Source organism: Herbaspirillum sp. Her3 (genome assembly GCF_057961275.1).
Genome location: NZ_CM176328.1, coordinates 5,422,543 through 5,440,472, shown reverse-complemented (window position 1 = coordinate 5,440,472; position 17,930 = coordinate 5,422,543). Strand labels below are relative to the sequence as shown.

11 protein-coding genes and 1 pseudogene are annotated in these 17,930 nt (G+C 61.5%); 9 read left to right on the top strand and 3 right to left on the bottom strand.

From position 1 onward, the window contains the following. Positions 1 to 35: 35 nt before the first annotated feature. The 3 genes and pseudogenes from ACVC5H_RS24695 to ACVC5H_RS24685 all read left to right on the top strand — a co-directional run bounded on the left by ACVC5H_RS24695 (position 36) and on the right by ACVC5H_RS24685 (position 2,779). A pseudogene (locus ACVC5H_RS24695) lies at positions 36 to 1,249 on the top strand (ABC transporter permease subunit). A 21-nt stretch (positions 1,250 to 1,270) separates the two neighbouring features. Further along, positions 1,271 to 2,038 (top strand): ABC transporter ATP-binding protein, encoded by a 768-nt coding sequence (locus ACVC5H_RS24690; protein ID WP_489620341.1) that lies wholly within the window; start codon positions 1,271 to 1,273, stop codon positions 2,036 to 2,038. A 15-nt stretch (positions 2,039 to 2,053) separates the two neighbouring features. Then, a complete protein-coding gene (locus ACVC5H_RS24685) occupies positions 2,054 to 2,779 on the top strand; it encodes an ABC transporter ATP-binding protein (protein ID WP_489619493.1) in 726 nt (241 codons plus the stop codon). A 134-nt stretch (positions 2,780 to 2,913) separates the two neighbouring features. Here the strand turns inward: ACVC5H_RS24685 and ACVC5H_RS24680 are convergent, their stop codons facing one another. Next, the gene (locus ACVC5H_RS24680) at positions 2,914 to 3,603 is read right to left on the bottom strand and encodes a hypothetical protein (RefSeq protein ID WP_489620340.1); all 690 of its coding nucleotides are present in this window, start codon (positions 3,601 to 3,603) and stop codon (positions 2,914 to 2,916) included. 96 nt (positions 3,604 to 3,699) lie between these two features. Further along, positions 3,700 to 7,335 carry a type VI secretion system Vgr family protein gene (locus ACVC5H_RS24675; protein WP_489620339.1) on the bottom strand — a complete coding sequence of 1,212 codons (3,636 nt, stop codon included), beginning with the start codon at positions 7,333 to 7,335 and terminating at the stop codon, positions 3,700 to 3,702. A 361-nt stretch (positions 7,336 to 7,696) separates the two neighbouring features. Here ACVC5H_RS24675 and putA point away from each other — a divergent pair, with 361 nt between their 5' ends. The 6 genes from putA (at position 7,697) to ACVC5H_RS24645 (ending at position 17,374) form a co-directional block, all read left to right on the top strand. After that, the gene (gene putA, locus ACVC5H_RS24670; protein ID WP_489620338.1) at positions 7,697 to 11,395 is read left to right on the top strand and encodes a trifunctional transcriptional regulator/proline dehydrogenase/L-glutamate gamma-semialdehyde dehydrogenase; all 3,699 of its coding nucleotides are present in this window, start codon (positions 7,697 to 7,699) and stop codon (positions 11,393 to 11,395) included. Positions 11,396 to 11,573: 178 nt separating this feature from the next. Continuing rightward, the gene (hslV, locus tag ACVC5H_RS24665) at positions 11,574 to 12,110 is read left to right on the top strand and encodes an ATP-dependent protease subunit HslV (protein ID WP_489620337.1); all 537 of its coding nucleotides are present in this window, start codon (positions 11,574 to 11,576) and stop codon (positions 12,108 to 12,110) included. 64 nt (positions 12,111 to 12,174) lie between these two features. Then, entirely contained in the window at positions 12,175 to 13,518 is a 1,344-nt protein-coding gene (hslU, locus tag ACVC5H_RS24660) for an ATP-dependent protease ATPase subunit HslU (RefSeq protein ID WP_489620336.1), read from the top strand. A gap of 40 nt (positions 13,519 to 13,558) precedes the next feature. After that, a complete protein-coding gene (locus ACVC5H_RS24655) occupies positions 13,559 to 13,762 on the top strand; it encodes a hypothetical protein (protein WP_489620335.1) in 204 nt (67 codons plus the stop codon). Between the two features lie 318 nt (positions 13,763 to 14,080). Beyond that, positions 14,081 to 15,256: a porin gene (locus tag ACVC5H_RS24650; protein ID WP_489620334.1), complete on the top strand. Its 1,176-nt coding sequence runs from the start codon at positions 14,081 to 14,083 to the stop codon at positions 15,254 to 15,256. A gap of 582 nt (positions 15,257 to 15,838) precedes the next feature. Then, the gene (locus ACVC5H_RS24645) at positions 15,839 to 17,374 is read left to right on the top strand and encodes a tetratricopeptide repeat protein (protein WP_489620333.1); all 1,536 of its coding nucleotides are present in this window, start codon (positions 15,839 to 15,841) and stop codon (positions 17,372 to 17,374) included. 46 nt (positions 17,375 to 17,420) lie between these two features. Here the strand turns inward: ACVC5H_RS24645 and gspG are convergent, their stop codons facing one another. Continuing rightward, positions 17,421 to 17,876, bottom strand: a complete 456-nt coding sequence (gene gspG, locus ACVC5H_RS24640; protein ID WP_489620332.1) for a type II secretion system major pseudopilin GspG — start codon at positions 17,874 to 17,876, stop codon at positions 17,421 to 17,423. Between the last annotated feature and the right edge of the window lie 54 nt (positions 17,877 to 17,930).

Below are 17,930 nucleotides of genomic sequence, written 5' to 3'. Positions count from 1 at the left end.
AGAAAACAGAACTTAGAAAATCGGAAGAGAACACTATGGCTCTCATGACCTTCGACATGAAGCGCAACCCCCAACAGGCCCGCATCAGCCTGCTGGTGCTGTTGGCGCTGATGATCATCTTCCCCATGATCGCCCAGCAGTTCGGCAATTCGTGGGTGCGCATCATGGATATGGCGCTGCTCTACATCATGCTGGCCCTGGGCCTGAACGTGGTGGTGGGTTTTGCCGGCCTGCTGGACCTGGGCTACATCGCCTTCTATGCCATCGGTGCGTACAGCACCGGCTTGCTGGCCTCGCCCCAGTTTGCGCAGGTGATCGAATCCTTCGTCAACACCTATCCGGCCATCGGCAATTTCCTGGTCTGGCTGTGCGGTCCGCAGATCGTGCAGAACGGCATCCACCTCTCGCTGTGGCTGATCGTACCGATCTCGGGCGTGCTGGCGGCGATCTTCGGGGCCCTGCTGGGTGCCCCGACCCTGAAGCTGCGCGGTGACTACCTGGCCATCGTGACGCTGGGCTTCGGCGAGATCATCCGTATCTTCATGAACAACCTCAACGCGCCGGTCAACATCACCAACGGTCCGCAGGGCATCAACCTGATCGATCCGATCCGCGTGTTCGGCGTGTCGCTGGCCGGCGAGCCGGGTTCGGGTTCGATGGTCAAGGTGTTGGGCATGAGCCTGCCCTCGGTCAACGCGTATTACTACCTGTTCCTGGTGCTGTGCATCTTCGTGATCTTCTTCTCCAGCCGCCTGCAGGATTCCCGCCTGGGCCGCGCCTGGGTCGCGATCCGCGAAGACGAGATCGCTGCCAAGGCGATGGGCATCAATACCCGCAACGTCAAGCTGCTGGCTTTCGCCATGGGTGCTTCGTTTGGTGGCGTGGCCGGTGCCATGTTCGGTGCCTTCCAGGGCTTCGTTTCGCCGGAATCCTTCTCCCTGACCGAATCCATCGCCGTGCTGGCCATGGTGGTGCTGGGCGGTATCGGCCACATCCCTGGCGTGGTGCTGGGGGCGTGATCCTGGCAGCGCTGCCGGAAGTGCTGCGCCACGTGGTGGAGCCGCTGCAGATGGCGATCTTCGGCCGTGTGTGGATCGATGCGGAAGTGCTGCGCCAGCTGCTCTACGGCCTGGCCATGGTCATCATCATGCTGACCCGTCCGGCCGGCCTGTGGCCCTCGCCGCGCCATGAAGACCGTCCCGAAGTGGACCATACCAAAGTCGGCACCACCGGCGAAGTCAAAGCCTAAGCCATATCAGGAGCACAGAACATGACACAAACACTGCTCAAGATCCGTGACGTCAGCAAGCGTTTCGGCGGCCTGCAAGCCTTGAACGGCGTGGGCATCACCATCGAGCGCGGCCAGATCTATGGCCTGATCGGCCCCAACGGCGCCGGCAAGACCACCTTCTTCAACGTCATCACGGGCCTGTATCAACCCGATACCGGCACCTTCGAACTGGACGGCAAGCCCTATTCGCCGAGCGCCCCGCACGAAGTGGCCAAGGCCGGCATCGCCCGGACCTTCCAGAACATTCGCCTCTTCGGTGAAATGACCGTGCTGGAAAACGTGATGGTCGGTTGCCACGTGCGCACCAAGCAGAACGTCTTCGGTGCGGTGTTCCGCCACAAGGCTGCGCGTGAGGAAGAAGCGGCGATCCGCGCGAAGTCGCAGCAGCTGCTGGACTTCGTGGGCATCGGCCAGTTCTCCAAGCGCACTGCGCGCCACCTGTCGTATGGCGACCAGCGCCGCCTGGAAATCGCTCGTGCCCTGGCGACCGATCCGCAACTGCTGGCGCTGGATGAACCGGCGGCCGGCATGAACGCCACCGAGAAGCTGGGCCTGCGCGAGCTGCTGGTGAAGATCCAGGCCGAAGGCAAAACCATCCTGCTGATCGAACACGATGTGAAGCTGATGATGGGCCTGTGCAATCGCATCACCGTGCTGGACTACGGCAAGCCGATTGCCGAGGGCGTACCGGCCGACGTGCAGAAGAACCCGGCCGTGATTGAAGCCTACCTGGGCGCCGGACATTAAGCGAGACCACAGAACATGACAACCAATATCCTCAAAGTCGAACAACTGAGCGTGGCCTATGGCGGCATCCAGGCCGTCAAGGGCATCAGCCTGGAGGTCAACGATGGTGAGCTGGTCACCCTGATCGGCGCCAATGGCGCCGGCAAGACCACGACCCTTAAAGCCATCACCGGCACGCTGCCCAGCAGTAAAGTCGATGGCCACATCTACTATCTGGGCAATCCGTTGAAGGGCAAGAAGTCCTTCGAGCTGGTCAAGGACAAGCTGGCGATGGTGCCGGAAGGCCGTGGCGTCTTTACGCGCATGAGCATCCAGGAAAACCTGCTCATGGGCGCCTACACCAGCAATGACAAGGGCCAGATCCAGGCCGACATCGACCGCTGGTTCGAGGTCTTCCCGCGCCTGAAGGAACGTGCGGCGCAGATGGCGGGTACGCTCTCGGGCGGTGAGCAGCAGATGCTGGCGATGGCGCGTGCGCTGATGAGCCATCCCAAGCTGCTGCTGCTGGATGAACCTTCGATGGGCCTGTCGCCGATCATGGTGGAGAAGATCTTTGAAGTGATCCGCAATGTGTCGGCCCAGGGCATCACGATCCTGCTGGTGGAACAGAACGCCAAGCTGGCGCTGGAAGCGGCGCATCGCGGTTATGTGATGGAGTCGGGCCTGATTACCATGGAAGGGCAGGCCAAGCAGATGCTGGATGATCCGCGGGTGAAGGCGGCTTATCTGGGTGAGGGATGATGGGTGGTTTTGGTGCCTGGTGAAGTAACAGGTAAATGATATAAATCATTTGTAGCTGAACCCCATGAAAAAAGCGCAGCTCTCGGGCTGCGCTTTTTTTGCTTGAAGGCAGAGTACATCGCCTGCATGAATCTTTATTGCGGCGACATGGGTAATCGTTGGTGGCCAAACTCAATACTCTTCAATGCGCGCATGAAGTCTCGATAATGTAGTTCGTTGGGCTCTCTGGGATTACGATCTCGGGCAAGGCAGGTGGCGAACTCCAGGCTGTTTTTTTGATTGCCGATCAAGGCGATGAAACATCGTTGTGGTCGCTTGGGCGCCGCGTTGCCCATCTCTTTCCTGGTTGGCTCCGTGCGCCGTGTCCAGAGATAGCCGGTCCAGTCCTTGCCGTGAATTTTCTCCCGCTTGATCTCATCGGGCTGTGTCGCCCAGAGAAAATCCACACCGTACTCGTTGAGCTGTATCGCATCATCTTCCTGATCCAGGTGGCCAGTGCGCGCGGGGACGGCGACCCAGTCCGAGATGCCTGAGGCGAGATAGTCCTGCGTCGATTGTCCCGAGAGAAAACCATCCGTGAAGGCCAATAGCCCAGGTCCCGGAAAGTCCTGCGGATAATGGCCTATCTGCAGCACCTTGGCACCAGGGTAGCGAGGGAGGTCTGCACAGGTGATGAAGGCTGCACTGGGCGGTAGCTGCATATCGAGAAGACATTTGCGTCGGACGTCACTTCTAACGTCATGTGCGAAGGCTTCACGGTTTCCTGCCATGCTGGTGGTCGCCAGCGTGGCCGTGAATAAGAGCGAGCAATAGAGCAGACACATGTTCAACGATATTCTCCTGAATGGAAGATGGTTCTTTCGAGCGGACGGCGCAAGTAGCTAGGGGGACCTGATCGGGAAAGATAAGTAAAAAGAAAATTAGTCCGTATTGAATCTGATGCTGCGAATCATCGTGAGGAAGTCCTCAAAGTCAAAATCGGCAGGATGGGTTTTCTTGCGGTTTGTTGGCAAGCAGGCTGGGCCGAAGTGCAAGATCCTGGATCGATTGCCGATGATCGCTACGAAGCAGGTATCCGACAGATCAGAAGTCATGCATTTGCCCGCTAGATCAGCGTGTTTTGGCCGCGATCTACGTGCCCACAGATAGCCTGACCAGTTATCAGACTTGATGGCTTTTCTCTCAATGTCGAGTTCGCTTCTTGCGCATAGACTTTCCATTGTCTCCGGCTGAAGAACGGGCTTGCCATTTTCCTGGAGCTGCCCGCTAGCACCCAATTCTCGGGCTACGACCACGCCTCGCGCGCCACCATTCATATATTTTTCAAACACATTTTTTTCGACAATTCCGGAGATGTGTCTTACGGCTTCGTTGTGTATGAATTGTTGGAGAAAGTATTCAATGTCTAGAATTACGTAGTCATGTTCGTTAAGACCCCTACCGCATCCAGCTGAACTAATGGACGCGGGAAAATGGATTTTCAAATCGCAGTCGTCCATTAACTCCAATGGCAAATTTTCAAGTTGCTCCGGCTTGAAAGGAGTCGACCAGCTGGAATATTGCATAAGAAAACTAAGGCAGAACACCATAAAAAATCTACTTGGGCTCATTTGTTTTTCTCCCTTTGGAGCATAGAAATATCGGCAGAAACATACTTCTCGTCGCCAAGAAATCGGATGAGGTACAGAAGTCAGCATCCCTGTTTCTGCGAAAACCTGACTTAGAAAATGCGCTGTTCTCAAATGAGAAGCAGAGATAAAGTAGCGCTTGAGCAGGTGAGGCAGTTTTCGATGAAGATTCGGCGGAAAGGTTTGTCCATCCTTGTTTTTCGTTCCTAGTGTCATCCTCTTCAGTGCATCTTCCCAAGTGACATTGATCGACTTTTTCTCAATTGTTATTTCTCTAGGAATCGTCTGCGTCATTTCTTCCAGACTAATCCATCCGTTTCTTCTGAATGCCGCAAGGAATTCTCGCGGATTGAACCGCCACTTCGCCATCAAAACCTCTTTGTGATCGATGCAAAGCGCCCTCGCATGCTTTTTGAATTGCTCAAATCCCTCGGCATTCAACCGCGCCGGCACACCCTTCTCGCTGCGTGTCAGCCATGACCATCGCGCCTCCAGCCTGGCGGCAGCCGTGGCCCCGCCCAGCAGTCCGATGGCCTGCTGCGTGCGCAGCCGGAATTGCTGACCACTGACGTGCTGGGCGTCCTGTCCGTTGATCAGGCTGACGCTGCCGCCATTGGCCATCTGCAGATGCTGTCCCGCCACCACGCCCAACCCTTCCTTCGCGGCGATCTGGATCAGCGGTGTGCTGGTGGCGGGCAGGTCCTGCTGCGCGATCTCGGCCTGTCCGACAATGGCCTGCTTCATCGCATCGAGTCCCTCGGCCATGCCCACCGTGCGATGTGTGCGCACTGCCTCGTCGAAGGTCTTGCGGATGTGTGCGGCCTGTCGCGCCATGGCCCGCTGGCCCATGTTGTCTCCAGCCGGATCACGATGCTGGGCGCGATGTTCCACCCGATAACTGGAGAACAGAATGCCGCGTCCCGCACGAATGACCCCATAGGCATCAGTACGCAATTCCACGCCCGTGCCACGGAAGCTGCCACGATAATTGTCAGCGCTGTGGATCAGGTGCCCCAGGTTCAGTTCGGTACCGGCCTGGGTGGTCTTGAGCTGGATACGGCCACGGTGGTTGCTGTCGTCGAAGAGCAGCTGGTTGTATCCCCAGCCGCCAAACTCCTTGGAACGGATGCCCCATTGCGCGGCGGGATTGCGATGCCCATCGAGATCGGCACTGGCACCATGCCACGTTGGTGCGTTACCGCCAGCCAGATTGCCCTGGCCGCTGATGGCGGTATCGCCGGCTTGTTGAAAAACCTGGATTTCGGCAGAAACCTTCACTTCGCCACCGGGCGTCGGGGCGACACCTCCCTCCCCACGGCCGTTGTAGAGGGCACCGAGCACAACCGGTCGCTCCAGGTCGTTTTCGATGAATTGCACGAGGACTTCCTGCCCGATGCGCGGCAGGAACTGCATCCCCATGCCCGGTCCGGCGCAGCGCTGGCCTACCCGCACCCAGCAGGTCGCCGCTGCATCGTCGTGCCGTCCCTGCCAGTGGAAACGGATGCGCACGCGGCCCAACCGGTCGCAGCAAATTTCATCGGGGCCGTTGGGCTGGGTCTCGCCCCGGTAGCCGACCACGATGGCGCTCTGGCTGCCATGCGCTAGCGCATGAGGACGACGCTCCAGGCCCGTGCCATCGGCCAGGACCGGCCGCCAGGGAATATCGGCGTGGATCGCTTCGAACACATTGGCATGTCCCATACGGCGTGCCTGCTCGATCAGGCTGTGATCGGCAGCCAGCGCCTGGAACGTCCCGGTGGCCTTGAGGCAGGCAGCGATGGCCTCCTCCAGCAAGACCGGCAAGGGCCCGAACAACTCAGCCAGTGCCGCTTCGGTATCCGCAGGCAGATTGTTGACGCCCACACCGAGCACCGAGAGCACGGCATAGTCGCGTTCCTTTCCGGCCAACGGTCCCTGCGTCAAGGTGAAGCGCGACCCGGCCCGCAAGCTGCGTACCGTGCCGCGTCCGCGCCAGCGCTTGTTGCGGGCCTCGGCGGCTTCCATCATCAGGCGCGCGTGACGGTCTGCGGCGTCGCTGTCGTCGCGGGCGGCCAGGCCTGCACTGTCGTGGCTTTCCAGCCATGGCGCAGCGCGGCCGCCGAAAGCATGATGGGTGGGGATGCTGGCGGCGACGGCTCGTTTGTTTTCATAATCGTAGGACAGCAGTGCATAGCTGGCCGCTTGCAGACTGCGGCAGGCTGCCAGAGCCTGGATGCCATCCTGTTGCTCCTGTTCCCGGGCGCCATGAAAGCGGATGCCGCCATGGGCCGCGCTGGTCGCATCTTCGGGAAAGGAACCGCGCGCAGTACTGTCGGCAAAGATCACCATGCGATGTCCCTGCGGGCTGGTCGCATGTTCTTCCATGCGCCATGAGAGCCCTTCGCCGGCCAGCAGGCGGCTGATGAAATCGAAATGGGTCTGCCGGTATTGCACGGTATAGCTGCGCAGCGGCAAGCGATCCAGGCAGGCCAGCGCGTCGGCAGACCAATGCCAGTCGGCGTGTTGCAGGAATTCGTGGAAGACGTCTTCGACCACTTCCAGCAGGCTTTTGTCTTGCCAGACGCGGCTGGTGCTGGCCTGTGTGAGCAACCACGGCCAGGGTGCCAGGCGCAGGCGGTAACGGCAGAAGCCGCCATTGCCGCCCAGCTTGGCGACTTCATGAATCAGCCCGGTCCTTCGACGGACGCCGCCATCGGCCAGGCGCATCTCCAGCGTGGCGCGGCAACCCAGCAGGGACTTCGCTGGCGCGTCTGCATCCAGGCTCAGGACAATCACTTCGGTGGCACCCACCGCATGCAAGGCGTCGACAGCGGCATAGGCTTCGACCATGAAGCGGTCCTCGGTTTGACCGGCAATGTCCAGGCGGTACAAGCGCGATGCGGCAGAAAAGCGGATCAGACGGGAGAGCAGACGGCTGGTGGTATCCATGAATGGGGGCGGTGTGCAATGACGGGCCGCCATTCTTGTTCGGCAAGTTTGCCTTGCCGGAAAAACCACCAAAATCCTGGGTAAAGCTCGAAAGGAACCGAAGAATCCGTCGAATAATTTTGGATTCGCGCAGAGGTCACCGCGATGGCACAGGCTCCTGGCGGCTTTGCGCCCTCATCGCCCCGGAAGCCGCGACAGCTCTGCCTGTCCTGCCCATTCAACAGCGATGTGGAAAATTTAAAATCGCAGAAATAAAATTTGCCAAATTAAATATTGGTCTATGACCATAAATACAGAATTAATATTGGCATCAAGCACATAGAATCCCGTTGCCCATTCCATCCCATCTCGACTCCAGACCATGACCACCGCCGTCTCCGCCGCGCCTGCGGCCCCCGTTTCCAGTTTGCCTTTCGGCACGTTTCAGGCCGAGTTGCTGCCGCCCCCGAGTCCGCTGCGCGCGGCCATCACCGCTGCTTATCGCCGTGACGAGCGCGAGGCCGTGCAGTGGCTGCTGCAGCAGGTCCAGGGCCAGCAGCCCTGGAAGGACGCCACCCAGCAACTGGCCAGCAAACTGGTGCAGCAGGTGCGCGAGAAGCGTACCCGTTCGTCCGGAGTGGACGCACTGATGCATGAATTCTCGCTGTCCTCGGAAGAAGGCGTGGCCCTGATGTGCCTGGCCGAAGCGCTGTTGCGCATCCCCGACCGCCAGACCGCCGACCGCCTCATCGCCGACAAGATCAGCAAGGGCGACTGGCGCAAGCACCTCGGTGAATCACCGTCGCTGTTCGTCAATGCCGCCACCTGGGGCTTGCTCATCACCGGCAAGCTGGTCTCCACCAGCAGCGAAAGCGGCCTCACGCAAGCCATCACGCGCCTGATCGGCAAGGGCGGCGAGCCGCTCATCCGCAAGGGCGTGGATCTGGCCATGCGCATGCTGGGCAACCAGTTCGTGACCGGCCAGACCATCGAAGAAGCCCTGGAAAACAGCCGCGACAACGAAAAGCGCGGCTATCGCTATTCCTACGACATGCTGGGCGAGGCCGCGCTGACCATGCATGACGCCGACGCCTACTACCAGTCCTACGAGACCGCCATCCACGCCATCGGCCGCGCCTCCAACGGCCGCGGCATCAAGGATGGCCCGGGCATCTCGGTCAAGCTCTCGGCCCTGCATCCGCGCTATTCGCGCGCCCAGCATGCGCGGGTGATGAGCGAACTGCTGCCGCGCCTGAAACAGTTGCTGCTGCTGGCCAAGCAATACGACATTGGCCTGAACATCGACGCCGAAGAAGCCGACCGCCTCGAACTGTCGCTGGACATGATGGAAGTGCTGGTCGCCGACCCCGACCTGGCCGGCTTCGAGGGCCTGGGCTTCGTGGTGCAGGGCTATCAGAAGCGCTGCCCCTTCGTCATCGACTACCTGGTCGACCTGGCCCGGCGCAACGGTCGCCGCCTGATGATCCGCCTGGTCAAAGGCGCCTACTGGGACAGCGAAATCAAGCGCGCCCAGGTCGATGGCCTCGAAGGTTATCCGGTCTACACCCGCAAGGTGCATACCGACCTGTCCTACCTGACCTGCGCACAGAAGCTGCTGGCTGCCACCGACGTGATCTATCCGCAATTCGCCACGCACAATGCGCATACGCTGGCGGCCATCTATCACTGGGCCAGGCAGCACCAGGTCGACAACTACGAATTCCAGTGCCTGCACGGCATGGGCGAAACGCTGTATGACCAGGTGGTCGGCCCCGACAATCTCGGCAAGGCCTGCCGCATCTACGCACCGGTCGGTTCGCACCAGACCCTGCTGGCCTACCTGGTGCGCCGCCTGCTGGAAAACGGTGCCAACTCCTCCTTCGTCAACCAGATCGTGGACGAAGCCGTACCGCTGGATCGCCTGGTGGCCGATCCCATCGAGACCGTGCGCGCCCAGGGCGGCGTGCCGCATCCGGCCATCGCCTTGCCGCACCAGCTGTATGGCCAGGAGCGCAAGAATTCGACCGGTATCGATCTCTCCAACGAAGCACGCCTGCAGCAACTGGGCGAGCTGTTCGTCTCCATGGCCCAGCGCCAATGGCAGGCCGCACCGCTGATTGCGGGCGAATCCTCTGCGCAGCAGGCGCAGGCCGTGCGCAATCCGGCCGACCATCGCGAAGTGGTGGGGCAGGTCAGCGAAGCCACCGTGGCCGATGTCGATACCGCGCTCACTGCAGCGACTGCCTATGCGCCGCAATGGCAATCGACCCCGGCCGCCGAACGTGCCGCCATGCTGGAACGCGCGGCCGACCTGCTGGAAGAACATATCGCCGAACTGATGGCACTGGCCGTGCGCGAAGCCGGCAAGTCGCTGCCCAATGCGATTGCCGAAGTGCGCGAAGCGGTCGATTTCCTGCGCTATTACGCCATCGCCTCGCGGCATGACGGCAACGTGCTGGCCTGGGGCCCGGTGGTGTGCATCAGCCCGTGGAATTTCCCGCTGGCGATCTTCATCGGCGAAGTCAGCGCGGCGCTGGCTGCCGGCAACGTGGTGCTGGCCAAGCCGGCCGAACAGACTGCCCTGATCGCCCATCGCGCCGTGCAATTGCTGCATGAAGCGGGCGTGCCGCGCGCCGCCTTGCAGCTGCTGCCGGGTCGGGGCGAGACCGTGGGCGCCGCGCTGACTTCGGATGTGCGCGTCAAGGGCGTGATCTTCACCGGTTCCACCGAAGTGGCGCAACTCATCAACCGTACCCTGGCCCAGCGCAAGCATGACGATGGCGATGGCAGCGGCGAACATGGCGATGTCCCGCTGATCGCCGAGACCGGTGGCCAGAATGCGCTGATCGTGGATTCGTCGGCCCTGGCCGAACAAGTCGTGCAGGATGTGCTGTCCTCGGCCTTCGACAGCGCCGGCCAGCGTTGCTCGGCGTTGCGCATCCTGTGCCTGCAGGAAGACATCGCCGACCGTACGCTGGAGATGTTGAAGGGCGCCATGGCCGAACTGCGCGTGGGCCGTCCGGATCGTCTCTCCACCGACATCGGTCCGGTCATCGATGCCGAGGCGCAGCAGAACCTGCTGGCCCACATCGAACGCATGCGCAAGACCGCCCGCGCCGTGTTCCAGCTGCCGCTGGGCGAGCAGTGCCAGCACGGCACCTTCGTAGCACCGACCGTGATCGAGATCGACGACCTGGCACAACTGCAGCGCGAAGTCTTCGGTCCTGTGCTGCACGTGCTGCGCTATCGCCGCGATGCCTTGCCGCAACTGATCGACGCCATCAATGCCACCGGCTATGGCCTGACCCTGGGCGTGCATTCGCGCATCGACGAGACCATCGATTTCGTGGCCCAGCGTGCGCACGTGGGCAATATCTACGTCAACCGCAACATCGTCGGTGCCGTGGTGGGCGTGCAGCCCTTCGGCGGGGAAGGCAAGTCCGGCACCGGTCCCAAGGCCGGTGGCCCGCTCTACCTCAAGCGCCTGCAGCGCAATGCGCAACTGCATGAAGAGCTGACCCGCGCCCAACCCTCGGACGTGCCCAACGCACTGCTGGACAGCCTGCTGGACTGGGCCCGCACCCACGGCCACGAACGCCTGGCCGCCAGCGGCCAGCGCTACCACCGCGACAGCCTGTTGCAACGCAGCCTGTTGCTGCCCGGCCCGACCGGTGAGCGCAATACCCTGGGTTTCGCCCCGCGCGGGCTGGTACTGTGCGTGGCGGCCGGCGTCGGTACGCTGCTGAATCAACTGGCGGCGGCCTTTGCCACCGGCAATACGGTGCTGGTCGATGAGGCCACCGCCGCGCTGCTGCCGGCCGGCCTGCCCGCCCCGGTGCGCGCAGCCATCCGCCGCGCCAGCCAGCTCGATGCCGAACCCTTGCAGGCGGCCCTGGTGGACAGCCACCAGGCCGCCGCCTGGCGCGTGCGCCTGGCCGCACGGGAAGGCGCGCTGGTGCCGCTGATCCTGTGCAGCGAAGATGGTGCCATCCCGCTGTGGCGCCTGCTGGCCGAGCGTGCGCTGTGCGTCAACACCACGGCCGCAGGCGGCAATGCCAGCTTGATGACCATTTCGGTGTAATCGCTCCCGCTGCCTGAGACGGGCGCCCGTTGTTCTTGCGGGCGTACAATATCGGCCTCGGTGGCGGCCGGTCCGATCGCGCGACTTGCAATCCGGCCGGCCAGCCCCATCTCGACAGGAATGCGGATCGGATATGCCTTTTCCGCGGCTCCCAGGCACATATTGAACAGAGGCAAGCATGGAACAATTTCACGGCACCACCATCCTTTCCGTCCGTCGCGGCAATCAGGTCGCGCTGGGCGGCGACGGCCAGGTGACGCTTGGCAACATCGTCATGAAGGGCAGTGCGCGCAAGGTGCGCAAGCTCTACCACGGCCGTGTCCTGGTCGGTTTCGCCGGCGGCACGGCCGACGCCTTCACCCTGCTCGACCTGTTCGAAGCCAAGCTGGAAAAACACCAGGGCAACCTGATGCGCGCCTCGGTCGAACTGGCCAAGGACTGGCGCACGGACCGTATGCTGCGCCGCCTGGAAGCCATGCTCCTGTGTGCCGACAAGGAAACCACCCTGGTCATCACCGGCAACGGCGACGTGCTCGAACCCAATGACGGCATCGGTGCCATCGGCTCCGGTGGCAGCTATGCGCAATCGGCGGCCAAGGCCCTGTACGACAACACCGACCTGGCGCCGGCCGAGATCGTCAAGAAATCGCTGACCATCGCCGGCGAGCTGTGCATCTACACCAACCTGAACCACATCATCGAGACGCTGGAATAAGCCACGCGACGCGGGTTTTGCGCCCATTCCCCTGATGAATCGCCACAGCGAAAAGATCACCACCATGAATATGACTCCCAAGGAAATCGTCTCCGAACTCGACAAGCACGTCGTCGGCCAGGCCCGCGCCAAGCGCGCGGTGGCCATCGCCCTGCGCAACCGCTGGCGCCGCCAGCAGATCGAGGAGCCGCTGCGCCACGAGATCACGCCCAAGAACATCCTCATGATCGGCCCCACCGGCGTGGGCAAGACCGAGATTGCGCGCCGCCTGGCCAAGCTGGCCGATGCGCCCTTCATCAAGATCGAAGCCACCAAGTTTACCGAAGTCGGCTACGTCGGCCGCGACGTGGACACCATCATCCGCGACCTGGTGGACATCGGCATCAAGCAGACGCGCGAGCTGGAAACGCGCAAGGTCCGCACCCGCGCCGAGGACGCCGCCGAAGACCGTATCCTGGACGTACTGTTGCCCCCGGCACGCGATTTCGGCTTCACGCCCGAAGGCAGTGCCAGCGGCGAGAAGGACGACAAGAACACCACCCGCCAGACTTTCCGCAAGCGCCTGCGCGAAGGGGCACTGGACGATCGCGAGATCGAACTGGAATTGAACGACGCCGCCCCTTCCATGGAAATTATGGCGCCCCCGGGCATGGAAGAAATGACCGAACAGATCAAGTCGATGTTCTCGGGCCTGGGCAACCAGCGCAAGAAGGCGCGCAAGATCAAGATCAAGGAAGCCATGAAGCTGTTGATCGAGGAAGAGGCAGCCAAACTGGTCAACGAGGAAGAACTCAAGCAAAAGGCCATCTCCAACGTGGAGCAGAACGGCATCGTCTTCCTCGATGAGATCGACAAGATCGCCACCCGCTCGCAGAACGGCAATGCCGACGTCTCGCGCGCCGGCGTGCAGCGCGACCTGCTGCCGCTGGTGGAAGGCACCACCGTCAATACCAAGTACGGCATGATCAAGACCGATCACATCCTCTTCATCGCCTCGGGGGCCTTCCATCTGTCCAAGCCGTCCGACCTGATTCCGGAACTGCAGGGTCGTTTCCCGATCCGGGTGGAACTGGATTCTCTGTCCATTGCCGACTTCGAGCGCATCCTGACCGGTACCGATGCCTGCCTCACCAAGCAATATGAAGCGCTGCTGGCCACCGAAGGGGTGAAGATCGAATTCGCCGACAGCGGCATCAAGCGCCTGGCCGAGATTTCGCACACGGTCAATGAAAAGACCGAGAACATCGGTGCGCGCCGTCTCTATACCGTGATGGAAAAACTGCTGGAAGAGATTTCCTTCACGGCCGGCGAGGCCGGTGTGGATGGCCTGCGCATCGATGCGGAGTATGTCAACGAGCGGCTGGGCGAGCTGGCCGTGGATGAGGACATGTCGCGCTATGTCCTGTGATGGGATGATGTAAAGGCGCCGGCAAGGCAAGGAGAACGCGATGGCCAACAAGACCCTGGGAACGCGGCAGAAGCTGAGCTTTCGCGTGGAGCCATCGCAATCCAGGCCGCGCAATCCGGTCGCGCTGGCGGCCCAGCAGCGCGCAGGCGGTGCCGGTGCCCATCGCAAGAATGCCTCGGCGCAGCGCCAGCAATTGAAATCCGAGCTGCTCAAGAAGCTGGTTGGCGACACCAAGGACGAATGATTGCCCATGCATGTTTGTATAGTCGGTGCGCGCAAGCACTGCCAGCAAGATGTTTCAAGATGTTAGAAATCCAGTAAAGCGCCGGTAGAGATACCGGCGCTTTTTCCTTGATGCAGGCCGATCCTGAAGCTGGACCACAAGCGTGCAATGGAAATTGACGATAAAAAAATACAACAATTGCCATTTCAATCTTTCGCTCCCGTCTAAAAAATCACTTCTATCGACCAAGGTGCAGTCACGCGCGACGAGAAGCATTAATGTTTGCCCATCCGACTGCAAGTGCGGATCCTCAAGACTATTTTTAGAGAAGGACGTCACATGAAAAAATCTCTGCTGGCACTCGCCGTTCTGGGCGCGTTCGCAGGCGCAGCCAATGCGCAAAGCTCCGTCACGATCTACGGTATCGTCGATACCGGTGTTGTCTACCAAAGCAAGGTTGCCACCTCCTCCGGCGGCACTGGCAGCAAGTTCGGCCTGAACTCGGGCGTCATCCAGGGTTCGCGTATCGGCTTCAAGGGTGTTGAAGATCTGGGCGGCGGTCTGTCGGCCGTGTTCCAACTGGAAGCCGGCTTCAGCAATGACACCGGTGCTCTGGACGATTCCAAGACCAGCAACACCCTGTTCCGCCGCAAGTCGGTGGTGGGTCTGACTGGTGGCTTCGGTAGCGTGCTGGTCGGCCGTCAAACCGACTTCGCTGACACCATCTCCGCTTACACCGCCGTGAACGACTTCGGTGGCTGGGTCAGCAACTCCGGCTCCGGCCTGGATCGCCTGCAAGGCACCCGTACCAACAACTCGATCAGCTACACCACGGCCAACCTGAACGGCTTCACTGGTAACCTGATGTACGGCTTCGGTGAAACCGCTGGCCAGACCTCCGCTGGTCAAGCCTTCGGCATCGGCGGCAAGTACGACAACGGTCCGCTGGGTCTGGGTATCAACTACTACCAGTCCAAGGCTGGTTCGACCGCAGCTGACACCTCCCTGCTGAGCAGCACCACCACTACCAGCGTGGCTAGCGAAAGCAACCTGGCTGGCAGCACCGCTCAGAAGGTCCTGAACGTGGCAGCGTCCTATCAGTTCGGCCCGGCTCGTGTGTACGGTAACTACTCGCGCGTCAAGCAAGACCTGAACACCCAGACCAACCTGACCGCAGCCGGCGTCGGTTCCCTGACCAGCATCGCCAACCGCACCCTGGCCAATTCGAAGAAGGCTGACATCTACGAACTGGGTACTGCTTACTCCCTGAGCCCGTCGCTGAAGCTGCTGGCTGCCGTGGATCACACCCGTGCCGACTTCGACGGCGTGTCCACCAAGGCCAAGCTGACCCAAGTGAGCCTGGGTACCGACTACTGGCTGTCCAAGCGCACCGACCTGTACGCCTTCCTGGCTTACACCAAGGCTAGCGACCTGAACAACCCGGGCGTTTCCAACGCCACCGGTACCGATGGTAACCAAGGCGCCGTCGCCGTGGGTATCCGTCACAAGTTCTAATGTGACTTGAGCTGCGCCGTCTTTTTGGCGGCGCAGTTTGATGCGCAAGTGAGCAAGAAAAAAGCGCCGCATGAGGTTCATGCGGCGCTTTTTTCATGCCTGCTTTACCGATCTATTTTGTTAGATTTTGTAACAGTATTTTTCTCTCTCCGCAGGAATGCGACGGATTGGAGACTTCTCCCCATTTTGTTTCGCATTGCATTCGGATTTGGTGCATGCCGAATCCCGCTGCCACGTAGGAAAACTCATTTTCTGCGTCGCAAAAAGCTCGCTTTTGGATCGCAACAAGCTGACGAAAGCCTTACCAGTAGCGGGTGTTGGCGAATGTAAAGGAAGCGTAATAAGCTCTCGTTAACGCGCACTTTTTTGCGGCGCACTGCTCTAATGACGTGCATCATTCCGATGCGCGTGGTGCAGAAGCGCTTCCACGAATCGCGTATCGCGCCGCCTCACAACGCACTGGCGGGCAGCATCCAAATACTTAGTTTTTGATGCACACCGGACCGACGCAGCTTGCTGCGCCGGCGGGGACTTTTTTGTCCGCAGTTTTTGACTGCGGGCTTGCTGAGAAAGGAAAAGAACATGGCAACGAGAGAAGAGCTGGCCGTCATCAAGGCCGCCCGCGCTGGTGAATCGCGCGCGCAACTGGCCCTGGGCCGGCGCTACCTCAACGGCGGCAGCGGACTGCCGCGCAGCAAGGGCACGGCGTTCTACTGGCTGCGGCGTGCTGCGCAACAGGGCCTGGATGATGCGTGGATGATCATCGGCCGCAACATCACCTACGATCAGGTCAAGGAGCTGTCCTCGCCGCAGGAAGCGGCCATCTGGTACGAAAAGGCCTTTGACGCCGGCGTGCCCCAGGCGGGCATCATCTTCGCGCGCCTGGTGCTGGAGCATACCGAGCAGTTCGACAGCAACGCCCATGCGCGCGCCATCGCTGCGCTGTCCTTGCTGGCCAGCCGCGACGATCACGAAGCCCAATGGCTGCTGGCCCAGCAGATGCAGCGGCATGGCCAGCCGGTAGTGCCGGGTGCAGCCGCCTCGGCCGTCGAAGAAAGGCTCATGCGCGAGGCTGCCCGCGCCGGTATCGAACAGGCGCAATACGCGCTGCTGGACAAGGCCTGGCAACAGGGACAGGGCGAGGCGTTCGCGCGCGGTGCGGTGGTTCTGGTCAAGCGCCTGATGGAGCGCAATAGTGCAGCGCTCACGCAGCTGGACAAGGAAGGCGATGCTACCGGCCTGGTCGAACTCAATGTCGAGGAAGCGACCCTGCTGCTGCGCTACGGCCAGTGGCAGGCGCGCAGCGCCAAGCCGGAGCTGCCGCAATTGATGCGGCTGTTCGAACTGGCGGCGCTGGCTGGCGACATCGAGGCGCGTCTGGAACTGGGACTGCTGTGCGCCAAGATCGACCGCGCCGGCAACCGCGTCTTCATGGAACACGGCCTGGCCAATTTCAAGAAGGCCCTGCACTGGCTGGTGCTGGCCGGGGAGGGCGGTTCCGGACAAGCCTGGCACGCACTGGCGCGCATCTATTCGCGCTCGATCTATTCACAGCGCAATCTGCAGGTGGCCCAGCAATATCTCGAGAAGGCGGCCGAATCGGGCCTGGCCGATGCGCAGTGCGAACTGGCGCAGATCTTCTGGCGCAATCGCCGCGACGATGCGCTGCATGATGTCAAGGCGCTCTACTGGTGGCAGCAGGCGGCAGTCCAGGGAGATACGACCGCCGCTGAGGCGCTGCAGGCCTTCACGGCGCAGGAAGACGCCCAGCCCTGGGCGCTGCAGGCCCGTGCCCGGCTCAGCGACAAGCTGCGCAACAGCAATCCTTTCCTGAGTGCGCGCATCGAACTGGCCGCCACCTTTGGACTGACCAAACCGGAAGCGCTGCTCATCGACATCAAGCAGGCCGATTACGGCCACTGCCTGGTGGTCGACATCTGTGCCCACCACGCGCGCAGCAAGCGGCGCCTGATCGCCGTGCAGACCGAAGCCCAGCGCGCGGCCATCAATCGCGTCAGCCGCTTGTTCGGCGACGTCGACTGCGGCTTCAGCGGACCGGAAGGCAATTACCGGCAGCGCCAGTACCGGCTGCGGACGGCTTTCCCGGATGGGGTGTGAGCAAGCGGTGAAGAGTTGAGCGGCCCGCGTCGCTCAGCGCGCCGGCTCAATGGTAGTGGATGACCTGATCGCCGTCGGCGTCGCCGTCCGGTCCGGCCTGGCCGAAGGAGTAGAGCTCGTAGCTGGTGCCGTCGTCGTCAGCCTCGTACTGGTAGGAATTGCCCCAGGGATCGCGCGGCAGGCGATCGACGTAGCCGCCGATCTGCCAGTTGCCCGGCACGGGCGCGCGCACCGGCTTGATCACCAGCGCCAGCAGGCCCTGGGCGGCACTCGGATAGCGGCCATTGTCCTGGCGGTAGCGTTCCAGGCCGGTGGCGATGGCTTGCATGTCTTTCTCGGCGGCCAGGGCCTGGGGGCTGTGGTCGTGGTTGAAACGGGTCACCAGGGGCGGCAGCAGCAGCGCTGCGGCCACGGCCAGGACGGTCAGTACCAGGATCCAGCGCAGACGCGCCAGGCCACGCTGCAGGAACAGGAAGGCGGGATGTCGGAGGGATCGACGCATGAATGCTGCGGGTTTCTTTTCGTGGACGGTAGAAGCCGGAAGGGCGCAAGCATC